At 63.1% G+C, this 19,656-nt stretch carries 29 protein-coding genes and 1 pseudogene; 7 read left to right on the forward strand and 23 right to left on the reverse strand.

Features of this window, described 5'->3' with window-relative positions; genetic code table 11:
* Positions 1–17 precede the first annotated feature (17 nt).
* The 20 genes from RHO23_RS14710 to RHO23_RS14805 form a co-directional block, all read right to left on the reverse strand.
* Positions 18–161 carry a hypothetical protein gene (locus RHO23_RS14710; RefSeq protein ID WP_423488006.1) on the reverse strand — a complete coding sequence of 48 codons (144 nt, stop codon included), beginning with the start codon at positions 159–161 and terminating at the stop codon, positions 18–20.
* A complete protein-coding gene (locus tag RHO23_RS14715; protein ID WP_423488007.1) occupies positions 162–410 on the reverse strand; it encodes a hypothetical protein in 249 nt (82 codons plus the stop codon).
* A gap of 156 nt (positions 411–566) precedes the next feature.
* A complete protein-coding gene (locus RHO23_RS14720; RefSeq protein WP_423488008.1) occupies positions 567–1,403 on the reverse strand; it encodes a hypothetical protein in 837 nt (278 codons plus the stop codon).
* A gap of 31 nt (positions 1,404–1,434) precedes the next feature.
* Positions 1,435–2,100, reverse strand: coding sequence for a hypothetical protein (locus RHO23_RS14725; RefSeq protein WP_423488009.1), 666 nt, complete (start codon positions 2,098–2,100; stop codon positions 1,435–1,437).
* Positions 2,097–2,570 (reverse strand): RusA family crossover junction endodeoxyribonuclease, encoded by a 474-nt coding sequence (locus RHO23_RS14730; protein WP_423488010.1) that lies wholly within the window; start codon positions 2,568–2,570, stop codon positions 2,097–2,099. Before RHO23_RS14730 ends, RHO23_RS14725 begins: the two co-directional genes overlap by 4 nt.
* A gap of 260 nt (positions 2,571–2,830) precedes the next feature.
* The gene (locus RHO23_RS14735) at positions 2,831–4,489 is read right to left on the reverse strand and encodes a DNA primase (RefSeq protein WP_423488011.1); all 1,659 of its coding nucleotides are present in this window, start codon (positions 4,487–4,489) and stop codon (positions 2,831–2,833) included.
* A complete protein-coding gene (locus RHO23_RS14740; RefSeq protein ID WP_423488012.1) occupies positions 4,486–5,424 on the reverse strand; it encodes a hypothetical protein in 939 nt (312 codons plus the stop codon). Before RHO23_RS14740 ends, RHO23_RS14735 begins: the two co-directional genes overlap by 4 nt.
* The gene (locus tag RHO23_RS14745) at positions 5,421–6,140 is read right to left on the reverse strand and encodes a bifunctional DNA primase/polymerase (RefSeq protein WP_423488013.1); all 720 of its coding nucleotides are present in this window, start codon (positions 6,138–6,140) and stop codon (positions 5,421–5,423) included. Before RHO23_RS14745 ends, RHO23_RS14740 begins: the two co-directional genes overlap by 4 nt.
* Complete coding sequence (locus tag RHO23_RS14750; RefSeq protein ID WP_423488014.1) at positions 6,137–7,252, reverse strand: DNA-methyltransferase; 1,116 nt, start codon at positions 7,250–7,252, stop codon at positions 6,137–6,139. The genes RHO23_RS14745 and RHO23_RS14750 overlap by 4 nt, the downstream gene beginning before the upstream one ends.
* Positions 7,249–7,548, reverse strand: a complete 300-nt coding sequence (locus RHO23_RS14755) for a hypothetical protein (RefSeq protein ID WP_423488015.1) — start codon at positions 7,546–7,548, stop codon at positions 7,249–7,251. Before RHO23_RS14755 ends, RHO23_RS14750 begins: the two co-directional genes overlap by 4 nt.
* A 111-nt stretch (positions 7,549–7,659) precedes the next feature.
* The gene (locus RHO23_RS14760; protein ID WP_423488016.1) at positions 7,660–8,115 is read right to left on the reverse strand and encodes a hypothetical protein; all 456 of its coding nucleotides are present in this window, start codon (positions 8,113–8,115) and stop codon (positions 7,660–7,662) included.
* 17 nt (positions 8,116–8,132) lie between these two features.
* Positions 8,133–9,191, reverse strand: a complete 1,059-nt coding sequence (locus RHO23_RS14765; RefSeq protein WP_423488017.1) for a hypothetical protein — start codon at positions 9,189–9,191, stop codon at positions 8,133–8,135.
* Positions 9,188–9,628, reverse strand: a complete 441-nt coding sequence (locus RHO23_RS14770; protein WP_423488018.1) for a hypothetical protein — start codon at positions 9,626–9,628, stop codon at positions 9,188–9,190. Before RHO23_RS14770 ends, RHO23_RS14765 begins: the two co-directional genes overlap by 4 nt.
* Positions 9,625–9,852: a hypothetical protein gene (locus RHO23_RS14775; RefSeq protein WP_423488019.1), complete on the reverse strand. Its 228-nt coding sequence runs from the start codon at positions 9,850–9,852 to the stop codon at positions 9,625–9,627. The genes RHO23_RS14770 and RHO23_RS14775 overlap by 4 nt, the downstream gene beginning before the upstream one ends.
* A complete protein-coding gene (locus RHO23_RS14780) occupies positions 9,849–10,076 on the reverse strand; it encodes a hypothetical protein (protein ID WP_423488020.1) in 228 nt (75 codons plus the stop codon). Before RHO23_RS14780 ends, RHO23_RS14775 begins: the two co-directional genes overlap by 4 nt.
* Positions 10,073–10,519: a hypothetical protein gene (locus tag RHO23_RS14785; RefSeq protein ID WP_423488021.1), complete on the reverse strand. Its 447-nt coding sequence runs from the start codon at positions 10,517–10,519 to the stop codon at positions 10,073–10,075. The genes RHO23_RS14780 and RHO23_RS14785 overlap by 4 nt, the downstream gene beginning before the upstream one ends.
* A gap of 72 nt (positions 10,520–10,591) precedes the next feature.
* Positions 10,592–10,879 (reverse strand): hypothetical protein, encoded by a 288-nt coding sequence (locus RHO23_RS14790; RefSeq protein ID WP_423488022.1) that lies wholly within the window; start codon positions 10,877–10,879, stop codon positions 10,592–10,594.
* A 105-nt stretch (positions 10,880–10,984) separates the two neighbouring features.
* Positions 10,985–11,218 carry a hypothetical protein gene (locus RHO23_RS14795; protein ID WP_423488023.1) on the reverse strand — a complete coding sequence of 78 codons (234 nt, stop codon included), beginning with the start codon at positions 11,216–11,218 and terminating at the stop codon, positions 10,985–10,987.
* Positions 11,215–11,376: a hypothetical protein gene (locus tag RHO23_RS14800; RefSeq protein WP_423488024.1), complete on the reverse strand. Its 162-nt coding sequence runs from the start codon at positions 11,374–11,376 to the stop codon at positions 11,215–11,217. The genes RHO23_RS14795 and RHO23_RS14800 overlap by 4 nt, the downstream gene beginning before the upstream one ends.
* Before the next feature lie 5 nt (positions 11,377–11,381).
* The gene (locus tag RHO23_RS14805) at positions 11,382–11,669 is read right to left on the reverse strand and encodes a helix-turn-helix domain-containing protein (RefSeq protein WP_423488025.1); all 288 of its coding nucleotides are present in this window, start codon (positions 11,667–11,669) and stop codon (positions 11,382–11,384) included.
* A gap of 199 nt (positions 11,670–11,868) precedes the next feature.
* Between RHO23_RS14805 and RHO23_RS14810 the strand changes: the two genes are divergently transcribed.
* Entirely contained in the window at positions 11,869–12,336 is a 468-nt protein-coding gene (locus tag RHO23_RS14810) for a hypothetical protein (protein WP_423488026.1), read from the forward strand.
* A 75-nt stretch (positions 12,337–12,411) separates the two neighbouring features.
* Positions 12,412–12,879 (forward strand): hypothetical protein, encoded by a 468-nt coding sequence (locus tag RHO23_RS14815; protein WP_423488027.1) that lies wholly within the window; start codon positions 12,412–12,414, stop codon positions 12,877–12,879.
* A 3-nt stretch (positions 12,880–12,882) separates the two neighbouring features.
* On the opposite strand, the gene RHO23_RS14820 is transcribed toward RHO23_RS14815, so the two are convergent.
* Both RHO23_RS14820 and RHO23_RS14825 read right to left on the reverse strand, forming a co-directional pair.
* Entirely contained in the window at positions 12,883–13,305 is a 423-nt protein-coding gene (locus RHO23_RS14820; RefSeq protein ID WP_423489294.1) for a hypothetical protein, read from the reverse strand.
* Between the two features lie 237 nt (positions 13,306–13,542).
* Positions 13,543–14,280, reverse strand: a pseudogene (locus tag RHO23_RS14825) (recombinase family protein); the annotation flags it as partial.
* Positions 14,281–14,383: 103 nt separating this feature from the next.
* On the opposite strand from RHO23_RS14825, the gene RHO23_RS14830 reads away from it, so the two are divergent.
* A complete protein-coding gene (locus RHO23_RS14830) occupies positions 14,384–14,737 on the forward strand; it encodes a hypothetical protein (RefSeq protein WP_206193552.1) in 354 nt (117 codons plus the stop codon).
* Entirely contained in the window at positions 14,737–15,078 is a 342-nt protein-coding gene (locus RHO23_RS14835) for a YbaB/EbfC family nucleoid-associated protein (RefSeq protein ID WP_057964483.1), read from the forward strand. Before RHO23_RS14830 ends, RHO23_RS14835 begins: the two co-directional genes overlap by 1 nt.
* Positions 15,079–15,090: 12 nt before the next feature.
* Here RHO23_RS14835 and RHO23_RS14840 read toward each other — a convergent pair whose 3' ends face one another.
* Positions 15,091–15,834, reverse strand: coding sequence for an FkbM family methyltransferase (locus RHO23_RS14840; RefSeq protein ID WP_109535823.1), 744 nt, complete (start codon positions 15,832–15,834; stop codon positions 15,091–15,093).
* Positions 15,835–16,202: 368 nt separating this feature from the next.
* Between RHO23_RS14840 and RHO23_RS14845 the strand changes: the two genes are divergently transcribed.
* The 3 genes from RHO23_RS14845 (at position 16,203) to RHO23_RS14855 (ending at position 19,653) form a co-directional block, all read left to right on the forward strand.
* Positions 16,203–17,177, forward strand: a complete 975-nt coding sequence (locus RHO23_RS14845) for a GAF domain-containing protein (protein ID WP_064409437.1) — start codon at positions 16,203–16,205, stop codon at positions 17,175–17,177.
* Between the two features lie 53 nt (positions 17,178–17,230).
* Positions 17,231–18,229 (forward strand): GAF domain-containing protein, encoded by a 999-nt coding sequence (locus RHO23_RS14850; RefSeq protein ID WP_064409438.1) that lies wholly within the window; start codon positions 17,231–17,233, stop codon positions 18,227–18,229.
* 95 nt (positions 18,230–18,324) lie between these two features.
* Positions 18,325–19,653 (forward strand): primosomal protein, encoded by a 1,329-nt coding sequence (locus RHO23_RS14855; RefSeq protein ID WP_070941321.1) that lies wholly within the window; start codon positions 18,325–18,327, stop codon positions 19,651–19,653.
* Positions 19,654–19,656 lie beyond the last annotated feature (3 nt).

A 19,656-nucleotide genomic window follows, 5' to 3' on the forward strand; every position in this document is an offset into this window, starting at 1 on the left:
TGGGGGCGCACTGGGCATCAGTGGTCCTCGGCCAGGCGGTCGGTCAGATCATCAAGCGCGGCCTGCGCCTCTTCGATGGCGGAGAAATCGCCTCGGGCTTGGGCGTCGGCGAGCAGCTGTGCCTGGTCTTCGATGCGCCGTAGCAGCCCGAGGGTGGACATCTAGAGTGTGCGCCTGGCCCTCTTGCGTGTTGCCGCCTCGGCCTTGGCCACGTCGAGCAGGCAGTACAGGTTGCGCCGACGCCGATCTTTACCCGCAACAGGCAGTTTCACCCATTCCCCAGTCGGGCAACGGTAGCCGCGATTGGCCCAGCCCCACACAGTCACCTTGGACACCTTGCAATGCCGCGCCGCCTCATCGGCGTCCACGAGCGTTTGAATGCCATCGGGCAGGATCAAAGGCGCAGTCATGTTCGTCTCCCGAAACAACAAAACCCCTCGCGCTAATGCGGTGGAGGGGTTTGGATATAGCTATGTCAGCTCCCTGCACTATACCCGAATAGTTGGGCGGACGCGAAATCCGCAGGCGCTCAGGGCGTGTCCGGCGTCCGAGACCTACGCCGAGGCCTACTGGTCTTTCTTCTCCTGGCGGTCTGCGCCACCTCCACCGCCCCACTCGACTTCGGGAGATCGCTTAAGCAGCCTCCACGTATCAGCGTGACTCCACATACGACTGCGTTTCAGCCGATGCTCAATGTCTCCTGGCGGGGCGAACATGGCGAATACCCCTTCTCTCGGCTGCACCTCAACGACATCATCGTCGTCTCGTTGTCGGTCCACGCGATACCAGAACTCAGCCCGTGGATTGATGACAAACCACTGCGCGCCCAACGCTGCGGTGCCCCGAATTAGCAAGAAGCCGACTATCCAGGGCAAGTCGGCCAGACTCCCTACAGCGTGAGCAAGTATGTAGTTCAGCCTGTCTCGGAGTCGATGGTATCGAGAACCAAAGCGACTCACGTGCACTTGCGCGACAACGAGAGCTATCGCCACCGCGATAAGCAGCATCGCCCATGCCGCACAACCCGTCTCCCGCAGGACACCTAAGCCGATCCAGGTCAGGCTCACGTGAAGGTTCTCGACCGCATTCACGCGATACCGAGCCGCCCAATACAACCCTGAGCACAAGGCGATCACACCCACTAGCCAAGCAAGTTGATTCTGGGGCTGCTGATTCAGCCATTGCCCCACCTGGGTCAGCCAGCGCTCAGCAGGAGCAAGGTGTGCACGATTAGCGATGGACGCCAGCAGCCCGGTCGGTGTTGACGGATACGGATAAATGGACTTTTGCAGCACCGCGCACCCCAATGTCGCAATACCGATCAGCGACGCCACCATCCGCCATAGCGCTGGCAGGAGTAGTTCGGGCTTCAATTTCGACAGCGCCCACTCAATCAAAGACATGGTTTGAATAATTCCTCACAACGTCGAGGTGTCAAGGCGTGTTATCGATCGCTGACATCGCATCCATGACATACCGGAAATATGTGTCAGCGTAGAAGCGGTAGTGGCTTGTGGTGATCGTGCTCTGGCAGTTGCCGCATTCGATCCAGTCGCCGCCGAAGTCCGAGATCCGCACCAGGGCCGCTACCTCGCATTGGGGGCAGGGCATCGGCACTGAGATGCGTGGGCGTGAGAGTCCGAGTTGGCCGCGCACCTTGGCGTGTAGGTCGATCCATTCAGTGATGATGTCTGGCGCGTAGTCGGTGCGGCACAACTCGACGATGCGCACGGACAGGTACTTGTACGCGGCCCGGACGCGGGCTACCTCACCGGCTCCAGGGTGGGGCGGGGGCGTCTGCCCGAGCGTGTCCGCCAGCGAATCATGGTCCGCGTTAAGGCATTCAGCGATGTCCGCCGCCATGACCGAGGCCCATTCGGCGGGGTGCCCGTACTCCTTGACCTTCGCCGTCCGCTGTTTCTCGCCCTTGTTGGGTGCCGGGAGCGTGGCATGCAGCGTGACCCAGTCCATGACAACACGATCGAGTGCGCGTGCGACTCGGCGCTGGCACGGCTCACACACACCGAGTTCGGTGTAGACGGGTTCCCCTCTGTCGCGCTTGCAGTCCGGATGTGCGCAGCGCGCTACGGTCGTCGTCATTCGTCAGCACCTCGAGTAATCATTGAAGTTTCAACAGTCGTGGTCTCGGCCAACGGGGCAGACCACTCGGTTGCGGAGACGGGGACTTCGAGAGTGACCCTTACCCCTGGCGTTTCGGCTGGCTCGGCGATGCGCTTGCGCGCCGTCAAGCTAATGATCTGAGAGTCATCGAGGTAGCAGACGGATGTCATGGCATCGAGGCACGCTCGAGCCAGCTTGTCTATGTCGGGCCTTTTGGTCGCAAACCTGGTGAACGTCTTGGGCGCCGTCTTGGGCCGGGGCATCACGAATTCGAGGTCTACGCAGAGTGGACCATCATCGGGGCCTTGTGCGTGAGCGTGGGCAGCTAGTGCGACCCGCTCACGCCACGGGCCGACCGCCTTGGAGGATTCGATGAGAATGCCTCTGCCAACGTGACGTTTGGAGCCTTGAGGCGCTGGCGAGCCAGGCACGAAGAATTGAATGGTCACTGACTGATCCCTTCACTGTTGCCGGTTCGCCGGTCCGAGGTGGACAAAGGTGGACAGGTGGACATGTCCACCTCGCACTCACGCGCGTCATGAATTGAAACTATTGTTAGTTTTCCTAAATACTTTGCATATGCGCTGGTAGAACCGCTGCGCAAAAATTGGCGAATTAGGGCACCCTTATGAAAATTGGCGTGAACGCAGACGCGGGCGTTGTCCACCTGTCCACTTTGTCCACCTTCGACGGCCTGTATCTGCATTTGCTAGCTCCCAACCTTCTGCCACTGATCGCCGTCGTGCCAGGCCAGCTCGTTGCCCTTCAAGGTGGCCAGCGCAAGGTCCAGCAGCGCGCGGTCTCGACTGGCCAGCCGCTTGCGCAGGGCACCCTCGGTGCTCGGCATCTTCTCCAGCAGTAGGCGAGCGACCCGGACCACGCGTTGTTGCTTCTGGTACGCCTGCTCGGCGTCGGAGGCTTCGCGCGCGACCCCGGCCATGCGCCCCTTATGGGATGCCTCCTCGACCTCGGACACCGCCAGCTGATCAATGACCCACTGACGCACCGCGTCAGAGACTCTGGCCGCGATCCCGGACAGCTCCCAGTCCTCGATCGACATCACCGCCCTGCCATCGAGCACCGCCAGCGCATAGGCGAACTTCTCCCGGCAGAACAAGGCGTGACCGTCCAGCGCCGCCGTATCGCCCCGAGCCGCCTTCACCCGCTCAGACCGAATCAGCCCCTCGCACTCGGCGGGCACCGTGAGCACACGCGGGTACTGCCAGTCCGTGAACGACGGCAGCGACAGCGACCCGGACGGATACGGCGACGACGCACTGATCCTCTGGTCCGTCCCCGGAAACCACATGAACCGCTGAGGAGTGCCACCACCCGAGTCAGCGAGCAGACCACCGGCCCTGTCCGGCTGAATCGACGCCACCAGGGTCAGCCGGTAGGTGTGCGCCAGCAGCATCGGCAGCTTGTTGCGGTAGGCGAAGCCGAGGGTCTCCCCCGAAAACGCCTGCCGCAGAATCGGCATGATCGTCGCACCGGAACGCCCACCCACCGCCGACAAGGTGTCAATCTCGTCCACCGTGAACATCAGCGCCTCGCGCGCGTCATCGCCCCGTGGATTGCCCTCGTCATCGCGACCGCCATACGCCGCGATCAACCCCTCGCCGCTACCCGGCGTGCGGGCATGCACATGCTCGTCGACCAACTCGCGAGCTGTCGCGCTGGCCGCACCCTTCCCACCGCCCGACACCGCCGTCACCGCACCAAACCAGTTCAGCGAGCCAGGACCACCCACGATCGGCGGCAACTGGATATGAGGCGGCACCAGAGTCAAGGCACGGGCAGCGCAGTGCGCCAACACCGCCCACGGCGAGCACATGCGGAACATCGCCGTCTCGTAGACGGTGCGCAGGCTGTCGCGCGCATCCCAGAACCCGCCTTCAAGCGAGCACACATCGAAGTCCTTCGCCTGCGGATGGTCAGCCTCCGTGACCGCCACCCGGCTCGGCATCGCCACCACATTCGAGTTCTCCGGCGGATACCGGGGGTCGCGGCGACCCGAGTTCATGCCCGAGCGAATCGTGGCCCGGATCTCCGAATCGGTCAGCGGCTCCTTACCGTTGCGGCTCGCCGACCACGCCGCATTGGTCAACGCATCGACCACCTCCTGCTCGTCGAGCAGGTGCGGCACCAGCTGCCCCAACGCGAACGCCGACTTGTTCAGCTGATCGTTGCGGCCCGGCTCGGTGGCCTCGGACATGATCCGGCACTCATCCGCCAGAGCGGCCATCGCCCAAGCATTTTCGGTATCCCGCGGTTTGGCCGGCAAGCGCTCGACAGCACGCTTCTCGCCTTTGCCGGGCAGCAGCCCGTAGCGGGTCAGGTTGTCGACGAAACTCTCTGGCTCACTCACAGGTGCAGCCACCGCCGAAACGCCTGCCACCGTGCTGAGCAGACCTCGTGCAGCCCCATCCACGCTCTGACCACGCGGGACGCGGGCATGTCGTCTAGTTGGTCGATCAGACGATCGACGTGGTCGGACATCGACCATCCGTGCGTTGTGCCGCCCCACGGCCCGATCTCGTGGCCGTCCTCGTCGATCACCAGCGCAGGCCCATCGCCGCTCACGTATCCGACTGGCCGGAAGTAGGGATCGACATCGTCTCCGGGCATCCAGGTGCGGCCATACACGCGCGCTGGCTCGCCGCCGCCCCATTGGATAGCCTCGATCTGATCGACATAGACAGCAGGGGCAGGCGCGATGTCGTCGAGCGGAATCTCGGCAGTCAGTTCGCCCACCGTGGCCGGATCGAGGGTGATTGAGCCACCGGGGTATCCGAGCATCGTCCGAATCTGATCTTCGATATACGCGATGGTCTGCTGCATCAGCTCGGTCACCCAATCCGGCGTGTCCTCAAGCTCGGCGGTTGACGCAACCAGGTTGAAGTCCGCGTCCCAGAGCCTCACTACGGGGCGCGATGACCACCGACGCGATCGCATAGCCATCAGGTCGGCGACGGTGTAACCCTCGCCGGGGCCGACCATCTGCAGTGTTCCGGTCCTGACTCTCGATCGGCTCCATCTCCACCGGATGCGTTGCGGTCCAGTGGTGGCCGATGCTCCGGGGCAGCCGACGAGACGCCCGTGGTCATGCTGGTCATACTCGCCGAGATGCGCATAGTCGATACCAGTCCACGCCTCGCCATGCCACGCACCGCCGCACAGCGAACACCTATCGATGTTGACGGCTCGGGCGCGGTCGCGGTGTGCGATCTCGCCTCCGACCATCTGCTCATCAACCAGCGCGTCAATGGCATCGATCACGTCATGCTCGGGGTTGATGCTCACGCTGACAACGCCTTTGACTCGGTGCTGGTCAGCGCCGGTGAGGGGCGGTAGGACCATGACCAGGTTCGGCCAGGCTCGCCGAGGGTCGACGGCGGGGCTACCACATAGCCGCCTCGACTGCGGATATCGATGCCTGGCAGTAGGTTCACGGCGTTGCCGCGCCCGGCGCGCTCAATGTACAGGTGCACACCGCCGCTGGCGGTGGCGACCTTGCCGTGCACCTCGGGTATCGGGCTCTTGCCTGTGTGTGGATCGCCCAGCGCACGCAGTTGCAGATACGAGTGCATACCGGTGGGTGGGTCTATGTCGATGACGTCGAACCGGATGCCGGTCGGCAAACCGATGTTGTACCGGGGGTTGGTGTTCCACCATGCCTTGATCTGTCGCGGGTCGGTGGTGGCGTCCTTGAACCCGGCCCGAGTCGCGGGCACCTTCGAGTACGGTTTGAGTGGGAACACCGGCCAGCGGTATACCTGCGCGTAGTACAGCGCCGAGGCCTTCAAACGTGGCGGCATCCCATCAAGTCCGTCGATCTCGACTTGCAGGGCATCGGCTTTCGCGTCGTCGCCCGCTATCGCCGCCTCAAGCCAACGTGCCGTCAACACCTCGATCGGAGTCAGCTGGTCTGTGTCCTCACACAGGGGGTGTGTCGTCTGGCCGAACGCGATGACGGCCATCCCCTGGCCGCAGACCCGACATGTCGAGAACTCCCTCATGACTTCCCTTCTGGTGGTGCTTGGTCGGTGGCTGTGGGGGCCTGGATGCCTAGACGCTGGCCGATCAGCTGCACGTAGTGGCTTTCCTGTTCGATCCCGATGCAGGACATGCCCTGCTCGCGGGCGGCCTGCAAGGTGGTGCCGCTGCCCGCGAACGGATCCAGCACCAGCCCGCCCACGGGAACCGTGAGGCGCACCAGCCATTTCATGAGGTCCAGCGGTTTGACGGTTGGATGCGCTATGGCCCGCCCGTTGACCTCGATGCGGGGCCGCTGCGCGCTCGGAGCTTTTGGCTGGTATCGGAACACCGGAAAGTACCGGGACGCACCGCCATTAACCGATGCGGTGTCTTCATCGAGTAACGTCGCCGCGTCGTGGTCCAGGGCTACGTTGGTGGGCCAGCGCCCCGTCACCTGCTGGGCGGCAACGGTCCCGGAGAACTTGAACACGCCCACCTCGGGGTCGCGGTGCTCGACACGGGCTGGATGGGTGCGCACCTGATTACCGACCCGGCACGCGTCAATGTGCAGCGCTCCGGCGCCGTGTTCCAGGACATTCGCCGCTACAGTGCCTCGTAGCGGCTTGCGCGCCAAAATGATCGGCTCGAACGCTGGTTTGAGGGCGGTGCCCCAACCCTGCCACTGCCGTGCTGCGTCGGTGATCGGGTCACCTTTGTCGGTGCGCTGGTAGTTGCCGCCGCTCATCGAGCCGTTGGCCGATGTAGGTGTTCCGGCGCGACCCCGCCAGATCCCTCTGCTCTTGTCGATGGCTTTGGCCACGCCCACCGATTTCGGGAAGCCCTGGCCATAAATCCAGGCGATCTGATCGCGTAGCTCGAATTCGGCGTCCTCGATCGCTACGGCTAATCGGTGCCAGGTACGTGATCCACCGAAGGCCAGCAGGTGTCCGCCAGGTTTGAGAACACGTAGGCATTCACGCCAGACCTCGGTGTTGAACGCGATACCTGTAGCGTCCCAACCCTTGCCCATAAACCCGAGCTCATACGGCGGGTCGGTGATCACCGCATCGACGCTGGCGGCCTCGATGGTGGGCAGCCAGTGAAGGCAATCTCCGGCCATCAGTGTGACGGCCCCATCGGCTTGGGTGTTCATCGTGGCCACCATGCGGGCGTGTTGGGCGCCAACAGGTCCGCGATCCACTCGGGCAGCTCACTGCCCTGGCACCACAGCTGCATGCCCTCGGCGAGAACCCCTTCTGCTTCGATGCGGCGACCGGCGACGTTCACCTCCAGCTGGCACGCCTGTCCGCGCCGCACCCAGCAGGCGTGCAGGTGACTCACGCGCAGGCGCCCAGTCCTGTCTTCACCGTGGGTGGACAGTGTCCACTCGCGGCTGCTGTCGATGAGATAGAGCTGCACCGACTCGCGTTGATATTCAACAATCTTCACCGCGTTTAGTCTCCTTACCTGGTTGGTTGACACGTGATGAGATGGGTCGCTGGCCGTGGCGGGCGACAGCACTGGATCTCATCGCCCGCCACGGGTGCTACTGGGCAGCGATCACCAGGGCGGCTCGTCGTCGGACACCGGGCGCGACGACTGCGCCGAGGTGGTCGGCAACGTGCCGCCGCCCCGCTTGAGGCGAACGTCGAAGATCTTCGCCGTGCCATTGGAGGTCTTGACGAATTCGGTCAGCTCGATCTTGACCAGGTCGCCGACTTCCGGCGCCGCCTTACGGATCGCCTTCTTGAGGTTCACGCCACCGGCTGTCACCGAGACCTCTTCGCCTGCATCGAAGTCGGTCCGGTCACCGGACTTGTTGAACGACGCCGCACGCTCGGCGAGGACCAGGGTCAACTCCGGGCATGGACTCCCGTTGAAGTCAGTGCCGGTGCGATCTCCATACTCGGTGACCGTTCCGATGACCTTCTGGCCCTCGCGGTTGCCCCAGCCGATGAACGCGCCCGCAGGCACCTCGATCGGGTCGATGTCGTTCCAGTCCACATCTGCACTCATTGCGTATTTCCCTTTCTTTACTTACTTGTTCGCGCAAGCTGTTGCCTGCGTTCAAGGCATGCCGCCTTGAAGTCTTCGGTCAATTCACCGGCCGATTTGGCCTCTAGCCACACATCACGCAACGCATCGGCATTGCACGCCAACGTGATCCGCTCATGCAGCGATGGCGCTGCTTCGTTGAGTTCGACGCCGCGCCCCATCGGCATCAACTTCCGGCCCCGGCCCTTATCGCGTTTGGCCGCTGCGATCTTCAAATCAGCGCGGCCCTTCGCCAAGTCGGCGGACACCAGTTCGCAGCTGCGCGACATCATCGGCAGATGCACGACGATGCCCATCTTTTTGTCGTAACCCATTGCCTCTAGTCGTACTTCGGCCTGCACGTCATACGGGACGCTCTCGCTGTAGCCTCCGAGCTGCGCCTCGATCATGCGCGGACCAGGCCGCTCAAATACCTTGCCGGTCTTCAAGTCGACGATCTTCGGCTTGCCCTGAGCTTTGCCCATCTTCCGGTAGGTCGACACCCGATCCGGTGTGCCAGCGATCCGGTACCCGTCATGCACATGCATCTGCTCAACGAGATGGTGCCTCAAGCATCGGGTCGCCAAGTGGTAGGCGTCGGCGTCGCGTTTCGCCTCGGGTGGGACACGCTGGTAGTCCTTGATGTTTTCGTTGAACCACTGGCGCGGCATCATCTCGCCCCGGTCCATGGCGGCGGTGACCTCGTGCATCATCGAGCCCCACTCCTGCTCGATGTCCCGGCCGCCGAATCTGGCGGCACGCAACGCGATCGAGGTTAGGTCGCGGTCAGTTTCGGCGTTGAGCCATTCGGCCTTGAGGTCATCGCAGTCGCGCAGGCCCCGCAGCACGTGGCGTTCGGTCCAGATGCGCAGGCCTTCGCGGTTGTCCTCAAGGTGGTCGATGAAGTTGGTCACCCGCTGATATGCGACGCGCTTGCCGCCGCCCGCGGGCATGATCATCGGCTGGTTGTTGCCGTTGCGGATGACCCCGAAATGGTCGCGTTCGGCGATGTCACCGCCAGCGACCGTGACGTCCCAATCGATCTCTGTGGTGCTCATGATTGAGGCTCCCTGATGTCGAATAGTGCTGCGCCGCCGTTGTTTCGATCGGCTTCGTCTTGTTGCTTGCAGAGCTGACAGAGCATCTTGATGTTGTCCAGCGACAGGTTGTCGTCGTGGCCGTCGAGCGCGACCGCGACCAGGACCACCTTGCCGACACCGCCGCCGATGTCTTCGCCTTCACCCCACGGGCAAGCACGCGACGCAAGGTGCAGGTGTCCACATTCGCCCGCGCATTCGCAGTGGTTCTTGGCGCGGCGTTTGGCCTCGGCCACCGCGTCACGCCGGGCAGCGATCTTGCCCAGCTGCGCAGCCCGCCCCTGCGCCAATTCCCTAGTGGCATAAGACCGCTTCTCAGCGAACCCACCGTTGCCGAAGAGTCTGACGACACGATGGCGCCCGCCGATGACCTCACGCACCCCATAGCGGGTACTCATTGCCAGCCCCCGCCGCCCGCCTCAAAGGCGTACCCGATGGCCTTCAGAACGCCCACCGCGTCGGCACGGTCCGGCACGTCGAACATCGGTAGGTGCTCGGCGATACCGCTGGGGTCAACCGTCCACGTACCGCCTTGATCGAGACTGGCCGAGGCCAACGGCTCCTCCACACCGACAACACGTAAGTCCAAGCTGTCGCCGTCATCGTTGATGAGGTGGCTCATACCCACCGCCGCACGTAGCTCGCGGCGCTATTGCTCTTGATCGCCGCGATTGCCTCAGCCACCTCGGCGGCGAACTCTTGGGCGGCAGACTCATTGAGAGTCAGGGCCAATGAGTGATCTGTCGATGCCACCAACAGGGTTGTGCCATGTGCCTGTGCGCACAGATACACCTCGGCACTGACCTGAGTGACGACAACACCGGTGACAACCTTCGGGGCGCTCACAGCGTCGTCACCTGCACCTCGCGGGTGGCCTGCGAGGACCGCACGAGCACCTGCGCACCCTCGACAGCGTTGATGATCTGGGCGAGCACATCCAGATGCGCACCATGGCTGGTGATGTGCACTTGACGGCTGTTGAGGTCGGCCAGATGTGTAGCAAGACCGTTGATTTCAGCCAGCAGTGCACCATAGAACAAGTAGGTGTGCCGCTGGTCGATCGCCACCGGCCCGGCCTCGGCCTCCAACCCCGACATGTAGGCGGCGGCTATCGTCGCCAGCGCACTTTCCGTAGCCGCCACATCAGCGAAAAAGTGCGGCTTGTCTGTAGCTTGTGGGTTAGGGATGCGCCAGATACCGCCGCCTTCACACGTGGCCTCGGCAACCGTGAGGTCACCGACTCGTGCTTCAATCCGGTCAAGATGGTTGACGATAGTTACCTCAGGCACGATGGTTTCCCTTTTCTGGTAGTGGCGGTTTCTGGTTGCGCAGCTGCGCGGATAGGCGGGTTTCGGGCACGCTCATGACGGCGCCCCGGCGTCGCGGTATTCGACGAATTCGATGTAGTCAATGACGTTGTGACCCAGGCTGTCTCGCAGACGAACGGGCATGTGGTGGCGACCGAAACGTGGATAGACAACCGCCGCCTTGACGGCACCACTGGCCGCGTACCGCACATCGGCGATGCGCTCGCCATCCGGACTCACGTAGCGTCGGATGAATAGACCGACCGCCTCGCTGGTCCACTGGCCAGCGGCTGCGGCCCGCTCGATGGCCTTGCGCTCATTTCGGGTACTACGATGCGGCACGCCGCACCTCCTAGCGGGGTGTAGGTGAATGAGGGCGTCGGTGGCGGGAATTCTTTGGCGAGAGAACCGCCATCGACGTCTATTCAGTTGTCGTAAGACAATCGATTACGCTGATATACTTCTGTATTCGATTGCTGCCCATTCGATTTGGGCACGCTGTGTGCGCTGTAGGCGCAGCAGTGCCCGCATGACCTCATAGGCCGACAGAGGCACCGCGTTCGTCTCGGCGATCGAGGCCGCGATAGCGGTCAGCTCATGCGGACCGCTCTCCAGGGTCATACCCGCACGTGCGGCCAGATCGGCCAAAGTTGGGACAGCATCGGGGCGAGCGGTGGTCATGCCGAGACCTCCTGTCGTTCCACTGCCGCGCTTCGTGCGAATACCGTGCGGCGCAGCACGGCGATCTGCGTCGCTGTCAGCACACGGCCTTGCGCACGGGCGGCATCACGTTTGGCTGCAGCGGCAATCGCCGCCGCATCCGTTGCAGAAACAGCCATCACCGTTACCGCCCCGCCACGGTGGTCAGCAAGGTGCCTGTAGCCACCCCGAGAACACGTTCGATGGAGGCGACCATCGCCGGTGTGCACGAGGAGCGCTTACCCGAGACCAACAGGTGGATCATCTGGCGGCTGCACGCCACCTGCCGCGCCAACGCCGCCTGCGACAGGCCACTGCGCCGCAGATAAGCCACCAACAAGGGCCCATCAACGCTCACACTGCCGGGCACATCCCCCGCCATACTGTTGGACTTCATCACCGCTGTCATCACCGGCTGCCTCTCGTCATTCATCTGGATCTCGGATTCGTCAACAGTCTGACACCAATATCCGACAAACCAGGCGATCCTTGTTGACAACAAAGGCGGCACCGGCCTACTCTGACCACTGTTAGTGCAGATCACTGACCTGTTGACACGAAAGAGAACTGTTGACAACAAAGGGTTGACAGTCATCGTGAATCGGCCCGCCAACAAGGAAACGAGGCCCCCTGTGGCGCACGCTTTGAGCCGCTGGCTCAACGATCAGCTCGCCGCCTACCACTACACCGTCGCCGAGCTGGCCGAGAAGGCACAGATCTCGCGCACCTACGTCTACAAGCTGCTCAACGACGAACGCACCTACCTGCCACAAATGCCCAGCAGCGCCCTGTTGGCAGGTCTAGCCGACGCGTTCCCTGACGTTGACGAAGCCCTCGTGCGCTCCATCGCCCTACAAGCCACCGGCGCGGCCGACAATCCCGCCGCCAGCACCGAGGATCTGACCGAGGTAGTCACCAAAATCCCCACCGGGCTCCTACTCGCCGAACTCGCGCGCCGCGACGCCATGCTGCGCGATGCCGTCCAAGCACTGGCCGATGAACTCGACCAAGTCAACTACGACCGCGACAACATCAACGCCCTGCTACACACCCCCGAAAACGAAAATAGGCGGCACGCCCGCCGCCGCAAAACCCCCTGAAATTACACGAATGTAAGACAAAGACGCAGGTCAGGGTGGGTTTACTTGTCGGAGGCCCGCTCTACCGTGTGCGCCATGACCAACGTGGATACCCTCGACGCCCGCTACCACCCATGGCGACACCTCGGACAGCGCTACCCGAACATCCGGGTCATCTACACCGACCACCTGCCCGCCAAGACCCCGGCCCGCCACGACGGACGAATCATCTGGCTCTCCACCGACCTCGACCAAGCCGCACGGCGCAGCCGCATCGCGCACACCATCGTGCACCTGCAGCAACACCAGCACTGCAGCCCCGGTGGCGAGTTCGTCGCCGACACCACCGCCGCCTACCGTCTCATCGGCTTACCCGATTTGATTGACGCCTACCAGCGCCACCCGCACGGCAGCATCACTAAACTCGCAGCGCACCTCTGGGTCGACGAACACACCCTGGCACACCGGCTAGCCACCCTGGACCCCATCGAGACCGCCGAACTCGAACACCACACCAACGGCACCTGGACCCCACCAACCCTCGGCTCCGGCAACTCCCGCTAACCGTCAACGCCACTCAATCGCAACATCATCAGGATTAAACCTGCGAGTGCCTACCGTCGACTTCAGAATCGTCACCTTCGCCAACGACCGAATAACGTCACGCTTCTCAATCAACGTCAATCGATCCCACCGCAACCGCGCCTCCGGCCCCGCAAGTCTCTCCGCCAGGGGGTTGGACATCGCCACGTTAGCCTTGCTTTCCATCTCAGCAATCTCCGCCAACAAGCTGCCCTCAATGCGCATGAACGACTCCGGCGACACCTTCCCCTTCGACGCTAATTCCGCATACTCAGCCAACCGGTCGCGCAACACCTGCGCCTGTTCCAAGGCCGCTACCGATTCGCGATCATCACCACTGGCGAACACAGACGCGTCAACCGACGTCAGGAACGCTAGTACCGCTTCTTGAACACGCGTATCGACCAATTCCGCACGCCTGGCTACACAATTCCTAAGCGAACATAGATACCTAGGCCTGGAACTGCTTGACGGTGGAGCGAAGAATCGCATTACACCCCCACATACGCCACACACTGCAATCCCTGTCAATAGGTGTTTAACCTCACACCCCCTGTGAGTGACCCTGCGAGAGTCAGTCAGCAAGCGGACTAATTGACGGTGTTCTTCTTCGGAGATTAATGGCTCCCACGAAGCCTTTCCGATGACCACTCCTTGATGAATCCGAAGTCCCGCGTAGCTGGGCGACATCAATGTCTGCCGCAACTTCTGCGGCTTCCACTCCCCCGGCTGACCAGGCTTTCTCGTTGGTGCCGGGACTCCGCGTTCCTCTAGCTCCCTAACAATCGGCCACAAAGACTGACCGGCCAGAACCTTCTCGACCACCTCGCGAACAACTGGGGCCAACTGCTCGTCTGGAACCCACCCAATGGACCGACCGCTGACGGAATCCCGTTTAGTCCGATAACCCCAGATCGGGCGAGTTGGCGGACGGCCCGCCAACGCTGCTGCTCGCTTACCCCTGAGTACACGCTCACGGATCTGCTCAGCTTCTTTCTCCGCAAGCAATGCATCCAGGCCTGTTCCGAACCGGTCGTCACCCTGCGACAAATCGAACGTCCGCCCGCTGTAGGACCACAACACTCCACGCTCAAAGCACAGATCCCGAAGCTCTACATAGGCCCGGAGGTCACGCTGAGCCCTTGACGCCTCCCACGTCACCAACACGTCGCCAGGCGACAAGATCTCCTTCAACTTCAGATACGCTGGCCGGCCCTTACCCGAGAATCGGGATGCTCCAATATCGTTGTCGCACAATACTTCACGGACCATCCAACCCTGCCGATCGCACTCGGTCCGACATTCGCGCTCTTGATCATCCGTCGACCGCGACCGGCCCGACTGGTCGTTAGACACCCTCGTATAGATCACCGCAGTAGGCATGCCGTCAGCATAATCGATTAGTACCTATTATGAATGATGGTCGAAGCCGGTGACCCGGTGCAGATCTCCCCGATCCGCACCACCAACGCCGGGCAGGGATTCCATGGATTCTACCGACCCACTTCCTAGTTCCGGAGTGCCGCGGCCCGAGCCGCGTGCGAGCATCGATATGACAAATCGTGCTCGCACGCTGCGGGTCAAGGTGTCCGAATTCGGTCTACCGCTTGAGGTTCAGATCGAACCCGACATGCTCGCCCGCGGCTCGTCGGCAGTCGCACGGGAGATCTTGAACCTGTGCGAACTGGGGGCCGCGCGCTGCGGAGCAGCCCGCCGCGAAGAACTCGCCGAGACCGGTATCCCGGATTACATCCTGGACAAGCTCGGCCTGGCCACACCTGCCCAGGTCGCCGACCTGGAACTGCGCCAATCCGAAGAGCAGATGGAACGGAGATCCTGATGACGGAGCCAGACCTCAACTTCTTCAAGGCGCTCGAACAGCAGTATCAGGAGACCATGACGAAGGCTCGCGCCGGCGGCCACATCCTGAACAGTGCGGTCGAGGAGCTCAAAGACCTTCGCGGATGGGCGCGTTCGGCGCAGGGCCATGTGGAGGCGGAAGCCAACGGCAACGGCGCGCTGACCAACCTGCGACTCGACGACTCGGTCACCAAACTGTCTCCCAACATTGTTGGGCAGATCGTGGTGGCCACCGCCGCCGCCGCTGCGGGTCAGGCTTTCGATCACCGGGAGCGGGTCTTCGCTCAGCTCATGGTCGATCTGAAGAACCCACAGCCGTAACCGGCTTCGGGGCTAGAGCCCCACGCGGTCTCGGTGTGAATCGGTCAGAAAGACCGTATTTTTGGTGTCCCGCCAGTGTTGGCTGAGCCGTCCGTCTCGATAGGCGTACGGCCTCAGCCCGGCCGGCTGCAGCAGGGACACCACTTCATCCGACGGCGTCTCGATGATCATCACCGGACGTGAAGCACCGATCGTAGCCAGTCCACCGCGAATGACCGCCGCCTCCAGACCCTGCACGTCGATCTTGATCACCTGAGGATCCAGGCCAAAGTCGTCCAGCCGCCGAACCTGTACGGGATGGCGCTCGATCGTCAGTTTGGATGCGTCGAACCCCGCCAGGGTGTCCGGGTTGAGCCAGCCGCGCGCCTCGTTCTCATCGAGGGAGGCCAGACCGTCGTAAACGAAGTTCCGGTATCGGGGAACGAACAGATCGAAGGTACCGTCCGCGTCGGAGAGTCCGCAGGCATGCACGTGTACGGTCTTGCTTTCATATCGGTGTCTAAGCCGCTGAGCCAGAACGGCATTGGGCTCAAAACTAACGATCCGCTCCGGTGCCGCCGTGCGCTGCAGGGCACAGATGCTCTGGCCCCAGTTGCCGCCGATGTCCACCGCCTCCGAGATGGGCCCCAAGCGGCCCAGGAGGCGGAATTCGGGATCGATGCGCCACCCGAACAGCCGAGTGCCCATGTTGTACGCGCCGAACTTGAGCGGCCGCAGAAACGGCAGATAGGTTTGCGCCATTCTCAGCGCCGGCATGCTCACGTGGGCACATTAGCGGAAAAGACGAAGGCGGATCTGCGCCAAGGAATCACACCTCACCCGACCCGATGAGGCGCCGGGGGTCACCGTCACACCTACCGACCCCTCATATGTGCACCGGTAGGTGCTCGCGGCGACCAAAAATGTACGTGTGTGATCGGCCGAACGGCCGCCACACAGAGCACATCCACGCTGCGGGCGCGGCCCGAAGAGACAGGGTCCGCACTTAGCCCGCCGATCGCGGGAGCCAGCAGAAAATATCGCGTCTGACCTGCCCAGCGCAACCTTTTCGGAATACTCGCGGCCCTGCTCCGCACCCAGCGCTGATCGACCGCCGGCACGTGCTGCGCTGATAACATCCGAAGGTGGCACGCGAGTGGCTTCTGCTGGAAACACTCGGCGACGAGCCCACCGTCATAGCGTCCGGCAGTCAGCCCCGGAACATGATTCCGCTCAGCGTGTTCCTGCGCCGTAATCGAAATCTCGGTCTGATTCGCCGAGTCATCACCGCGGCGACCAAGGCAAACAAGGCCGCGAGCATCGGGCCACCCGATTCGGATTCGGTGATCGACATCCGGCCGATCGCCATGCCCGATGGTCGCGTACACGGGGTCTGGCTGTGGACAGGAGCAACACGCCCCTCCGCCGATCCCCCGCGCGAGGGCGGCGCGGTGGTCCTCAACGCCGATACCGGCGCCCTGCACATCAGTGACGGTGCCGCCCTGGCCATGGGAATGGCTCCCACCGAGCCGCACGCCCACATCAGCATGCCCGAGCTGTATCGCTACCTGGCGCCCAATCCGGGCGAAACAGATGTCCTGGGGCTCATCGTGACGGCGACCGAGGGCATGACCTACAGCGCGACCTGGCCCGGTGTGGACAGCGAGGGCAATCCCACGCTGTGCCATTTCGCCAGCCGACTGGTTCTGGAACCCAACCGGCAGGGCGTCCCCGAGCGTTTGGGGCGCGCGATCAACCTGCGAGTCGGCCAGCCGGCGCCGCCGGTCCCGCTGCTGGAGCAGCAGATCCTCGAGGCCACCGCCGAACCCGGCATGTATCGCGCGTTAGTCATGATCGCTTCGCGGAAATTGATCAAGTGGATCGATCCTCCTGCCCCGGAATGGCATTGGGAATTCGACCCACTGGGTCGCCCCAAGATTCACCCGGACGACCAGGCGAACCTGAACTTCATGATCGACAACGCCGTGTTTGGTGCGACCGAGGCGGTAATCCGGTTCCGCTGCCACGACGACAGCTGGGAACCGCTGCACTGCTCTACCCAACTCGTTCGGCTCAACGAGGATGCGACCGTCGCACTTATCACCCATCGGCGCCGGTAGCGGGGCCGAACGCACGCACCAGATCTTCGCTCAAAAATTGCTAACATCCCGGCATGGCCGGCGATTGGATGCTGCTAGAGACCCTGAGCGACGTGCCCACGGTCATAGCTATCGGATCGCAGGCCCGCAACATGACTCCGCTCGAATCGGTACTGGGCCGCAACCGGCACCGCCCATTGATCGAGGCGGCGATCGCCGACTGCCGTCGCACGGGTGATCCCGCAGAGGCCCTCACGCCGGCACGGGATCGCATCGTGCGCGTGCATCCGATAGCGATGGGACAGGTGCATGTTCACGGCGTCCAGGTGTGGTTTGGACCGGCAGACCTCGAGCCGCCGCCGCGCCCCGTTGCGGGGGCGTGCCTGGGCGATCTGGACACTTCGGTCACAACGCTCACCGAGGGGTACTTCGACGTGATGGGTTTCGACCCACAGAACAGATCCGAGAAACAAGCCATTGCCGAAGGCCTTGCCCCCGTCTTGCCGAGTCCGCACAACATCGAGTTGATGGCCAACGCCGTGAACCCAGAACTCGATTCGACGTTCTGCGGAACATGTCTGGCCGCCGACCACCAGGGAAACACCCTTCAAGTCCACTACGCCGGGCGGGCATCCAAGGAAACCGACGTGACAGGGACCGTGGCGCGCATCAACAGGATCGTGTGCACACGGGTGCAGAACAGTCCCGCTGAACCTCGGGTGGGACTGGCGCAGCAGATCCTGGATGCGGTCGCGATCCCTGGAGCACATCGGGTGCTGATCAACGTCGACACCTTCGCCGTCCTCAAATGGATCGACACGCCCTACCCCGACCTGGCATGGCGCTACGACCCCGATCGGCCCGAGAGCATCCATCCCGAGGACGCCGCGGTGGCGAGGAACATGCGTGAAGAGCTGCGGACAGGGTCGACCACCGGGGTGCTCCGGGTGCGCGCTGTCTCCGGCGGATGGCTGCGACTGCACGCCTCGGCCACAAAATTCGCGTTGCGTGACAATGCTTTTGCGGCCCTTGTCACCCTGACGGCCGCGCCGCGGCCGAATGCCCAGTCGTAGACCACCGGGGCCCGAGCGGCTCTGTTCGCCGCGCGTGTGCCAGTTCTCGCGGTGGGTCTTTCGCTCAACTCAGCCGTTCTGGCTAGGCTTGCCGCATGGCTGCTGACATCGTTCCCATCGAACTCGGGCTCACAGAGGGTGACGTGGTCACCCTGTGGGCCCCGCGGTGGCGCGACGCCGGAGACGAGTGGGAGGCGTTTCTCGGCAAGGACGACGATCTGTACGTGTTCGAGTCGGTGGCCGATCTGGTGGCCTTCGTACGGACCGACAACGACAACGATCTGGTCGATCATCCCGCGTGGTCGACGCTGGGTGCACTGTCGGCCGACGAACTCGAGCCCGACGACGACAATCGCTTCGATCTGATCGGGGTGCCGGAGCTGGTTGCCGACAAGCCGAGCGAGGACGCCGTCGACACGCTGCGTGCCACGTTGGCGATCGTGGCCTCCATCGGCGCGGTCTGCGAGTTGGCACCCATCAACAAGCTCATCAACGGCAACCCCGTGTTGGGCACGCTGTCGGGCGGGGCCGAAAGCTTCACCGGTAAAGACGGATTGAAGCGGTGGAACCAGATCGGTGCCATCGTCGGCAAGTCCTGGGATTCGGTGGTCGATGCCATCGACGAGATCGCCGCCACCCCGGATGTCGATGAGGAACTCTCCGCCGCCGCCGATGCCGAGCTGCTTGCTGCCGCGGAGAATGCCGTCGACAACGAGGACGACCTCGAAGATGACGACGAGTTGGAACTGCTCGACGAGGAATCCGGCTCGAACGCCGAGAGCTCCGACGACGACGCTGACGACGAGTCCGGCGACGAAGACGAAGACACCGAGGACGACGACACCGAAGACGAGGACGCCCCGGTTCTGGGCGGCGACGAGGACTTCTGGCTGGAAGTCGGTATCGACCCGATCCAGATGATCACCAACTCGGGGACGTTCTACACACTGCGCTGCTACCTCAACGACGAGCCGATCTTCCTGGGACGCAACGGAAGAATCAGTGTGTTCGGTTCCGAGCGGGCACTGGCCCGGTATCTGGCCGACGAGCACGATCACGACCTGTCCGACCTAAGCACCTATGACGACATCCGTACTGCCGCCACCGACGGCTCGCTGCGGATCGACATCACCGACGACAACATCTACGTGTTCACGGGCCTGGCCGATGACCTGGAGGACGGCGTCGACGAGGTGGACCGCGATCAGCTCGAGCTGGCGGTGGAGCTGCTGACCGATGTCGCCGAGTACTCCGAGGATGACAGCGTCGACGCCGAGCTGGATGGCGACACCGCGCTGGGCAAGCTGGTCGGGCATCTGCTCGAACCGGATAAGCACGACGAGCCGAAGGGCCCCTTCGCGGATGCGGCCGAGAGCTGGCGGACGCTGGAGCGCGCCCTGGAAGCGCGGCTGCGCCGCGAGTAGTGC

It is taken from the genome of Mycobacteroides sp. PCS013 (assembly GCF_049532645.1).
Classification (GTDB): Bacteria; Actinomycetota; Actinomycetes; order Mycobacteriales; family Mycobacteriaceae; genus Mycobacterium; species Mycobacterium gwanakae.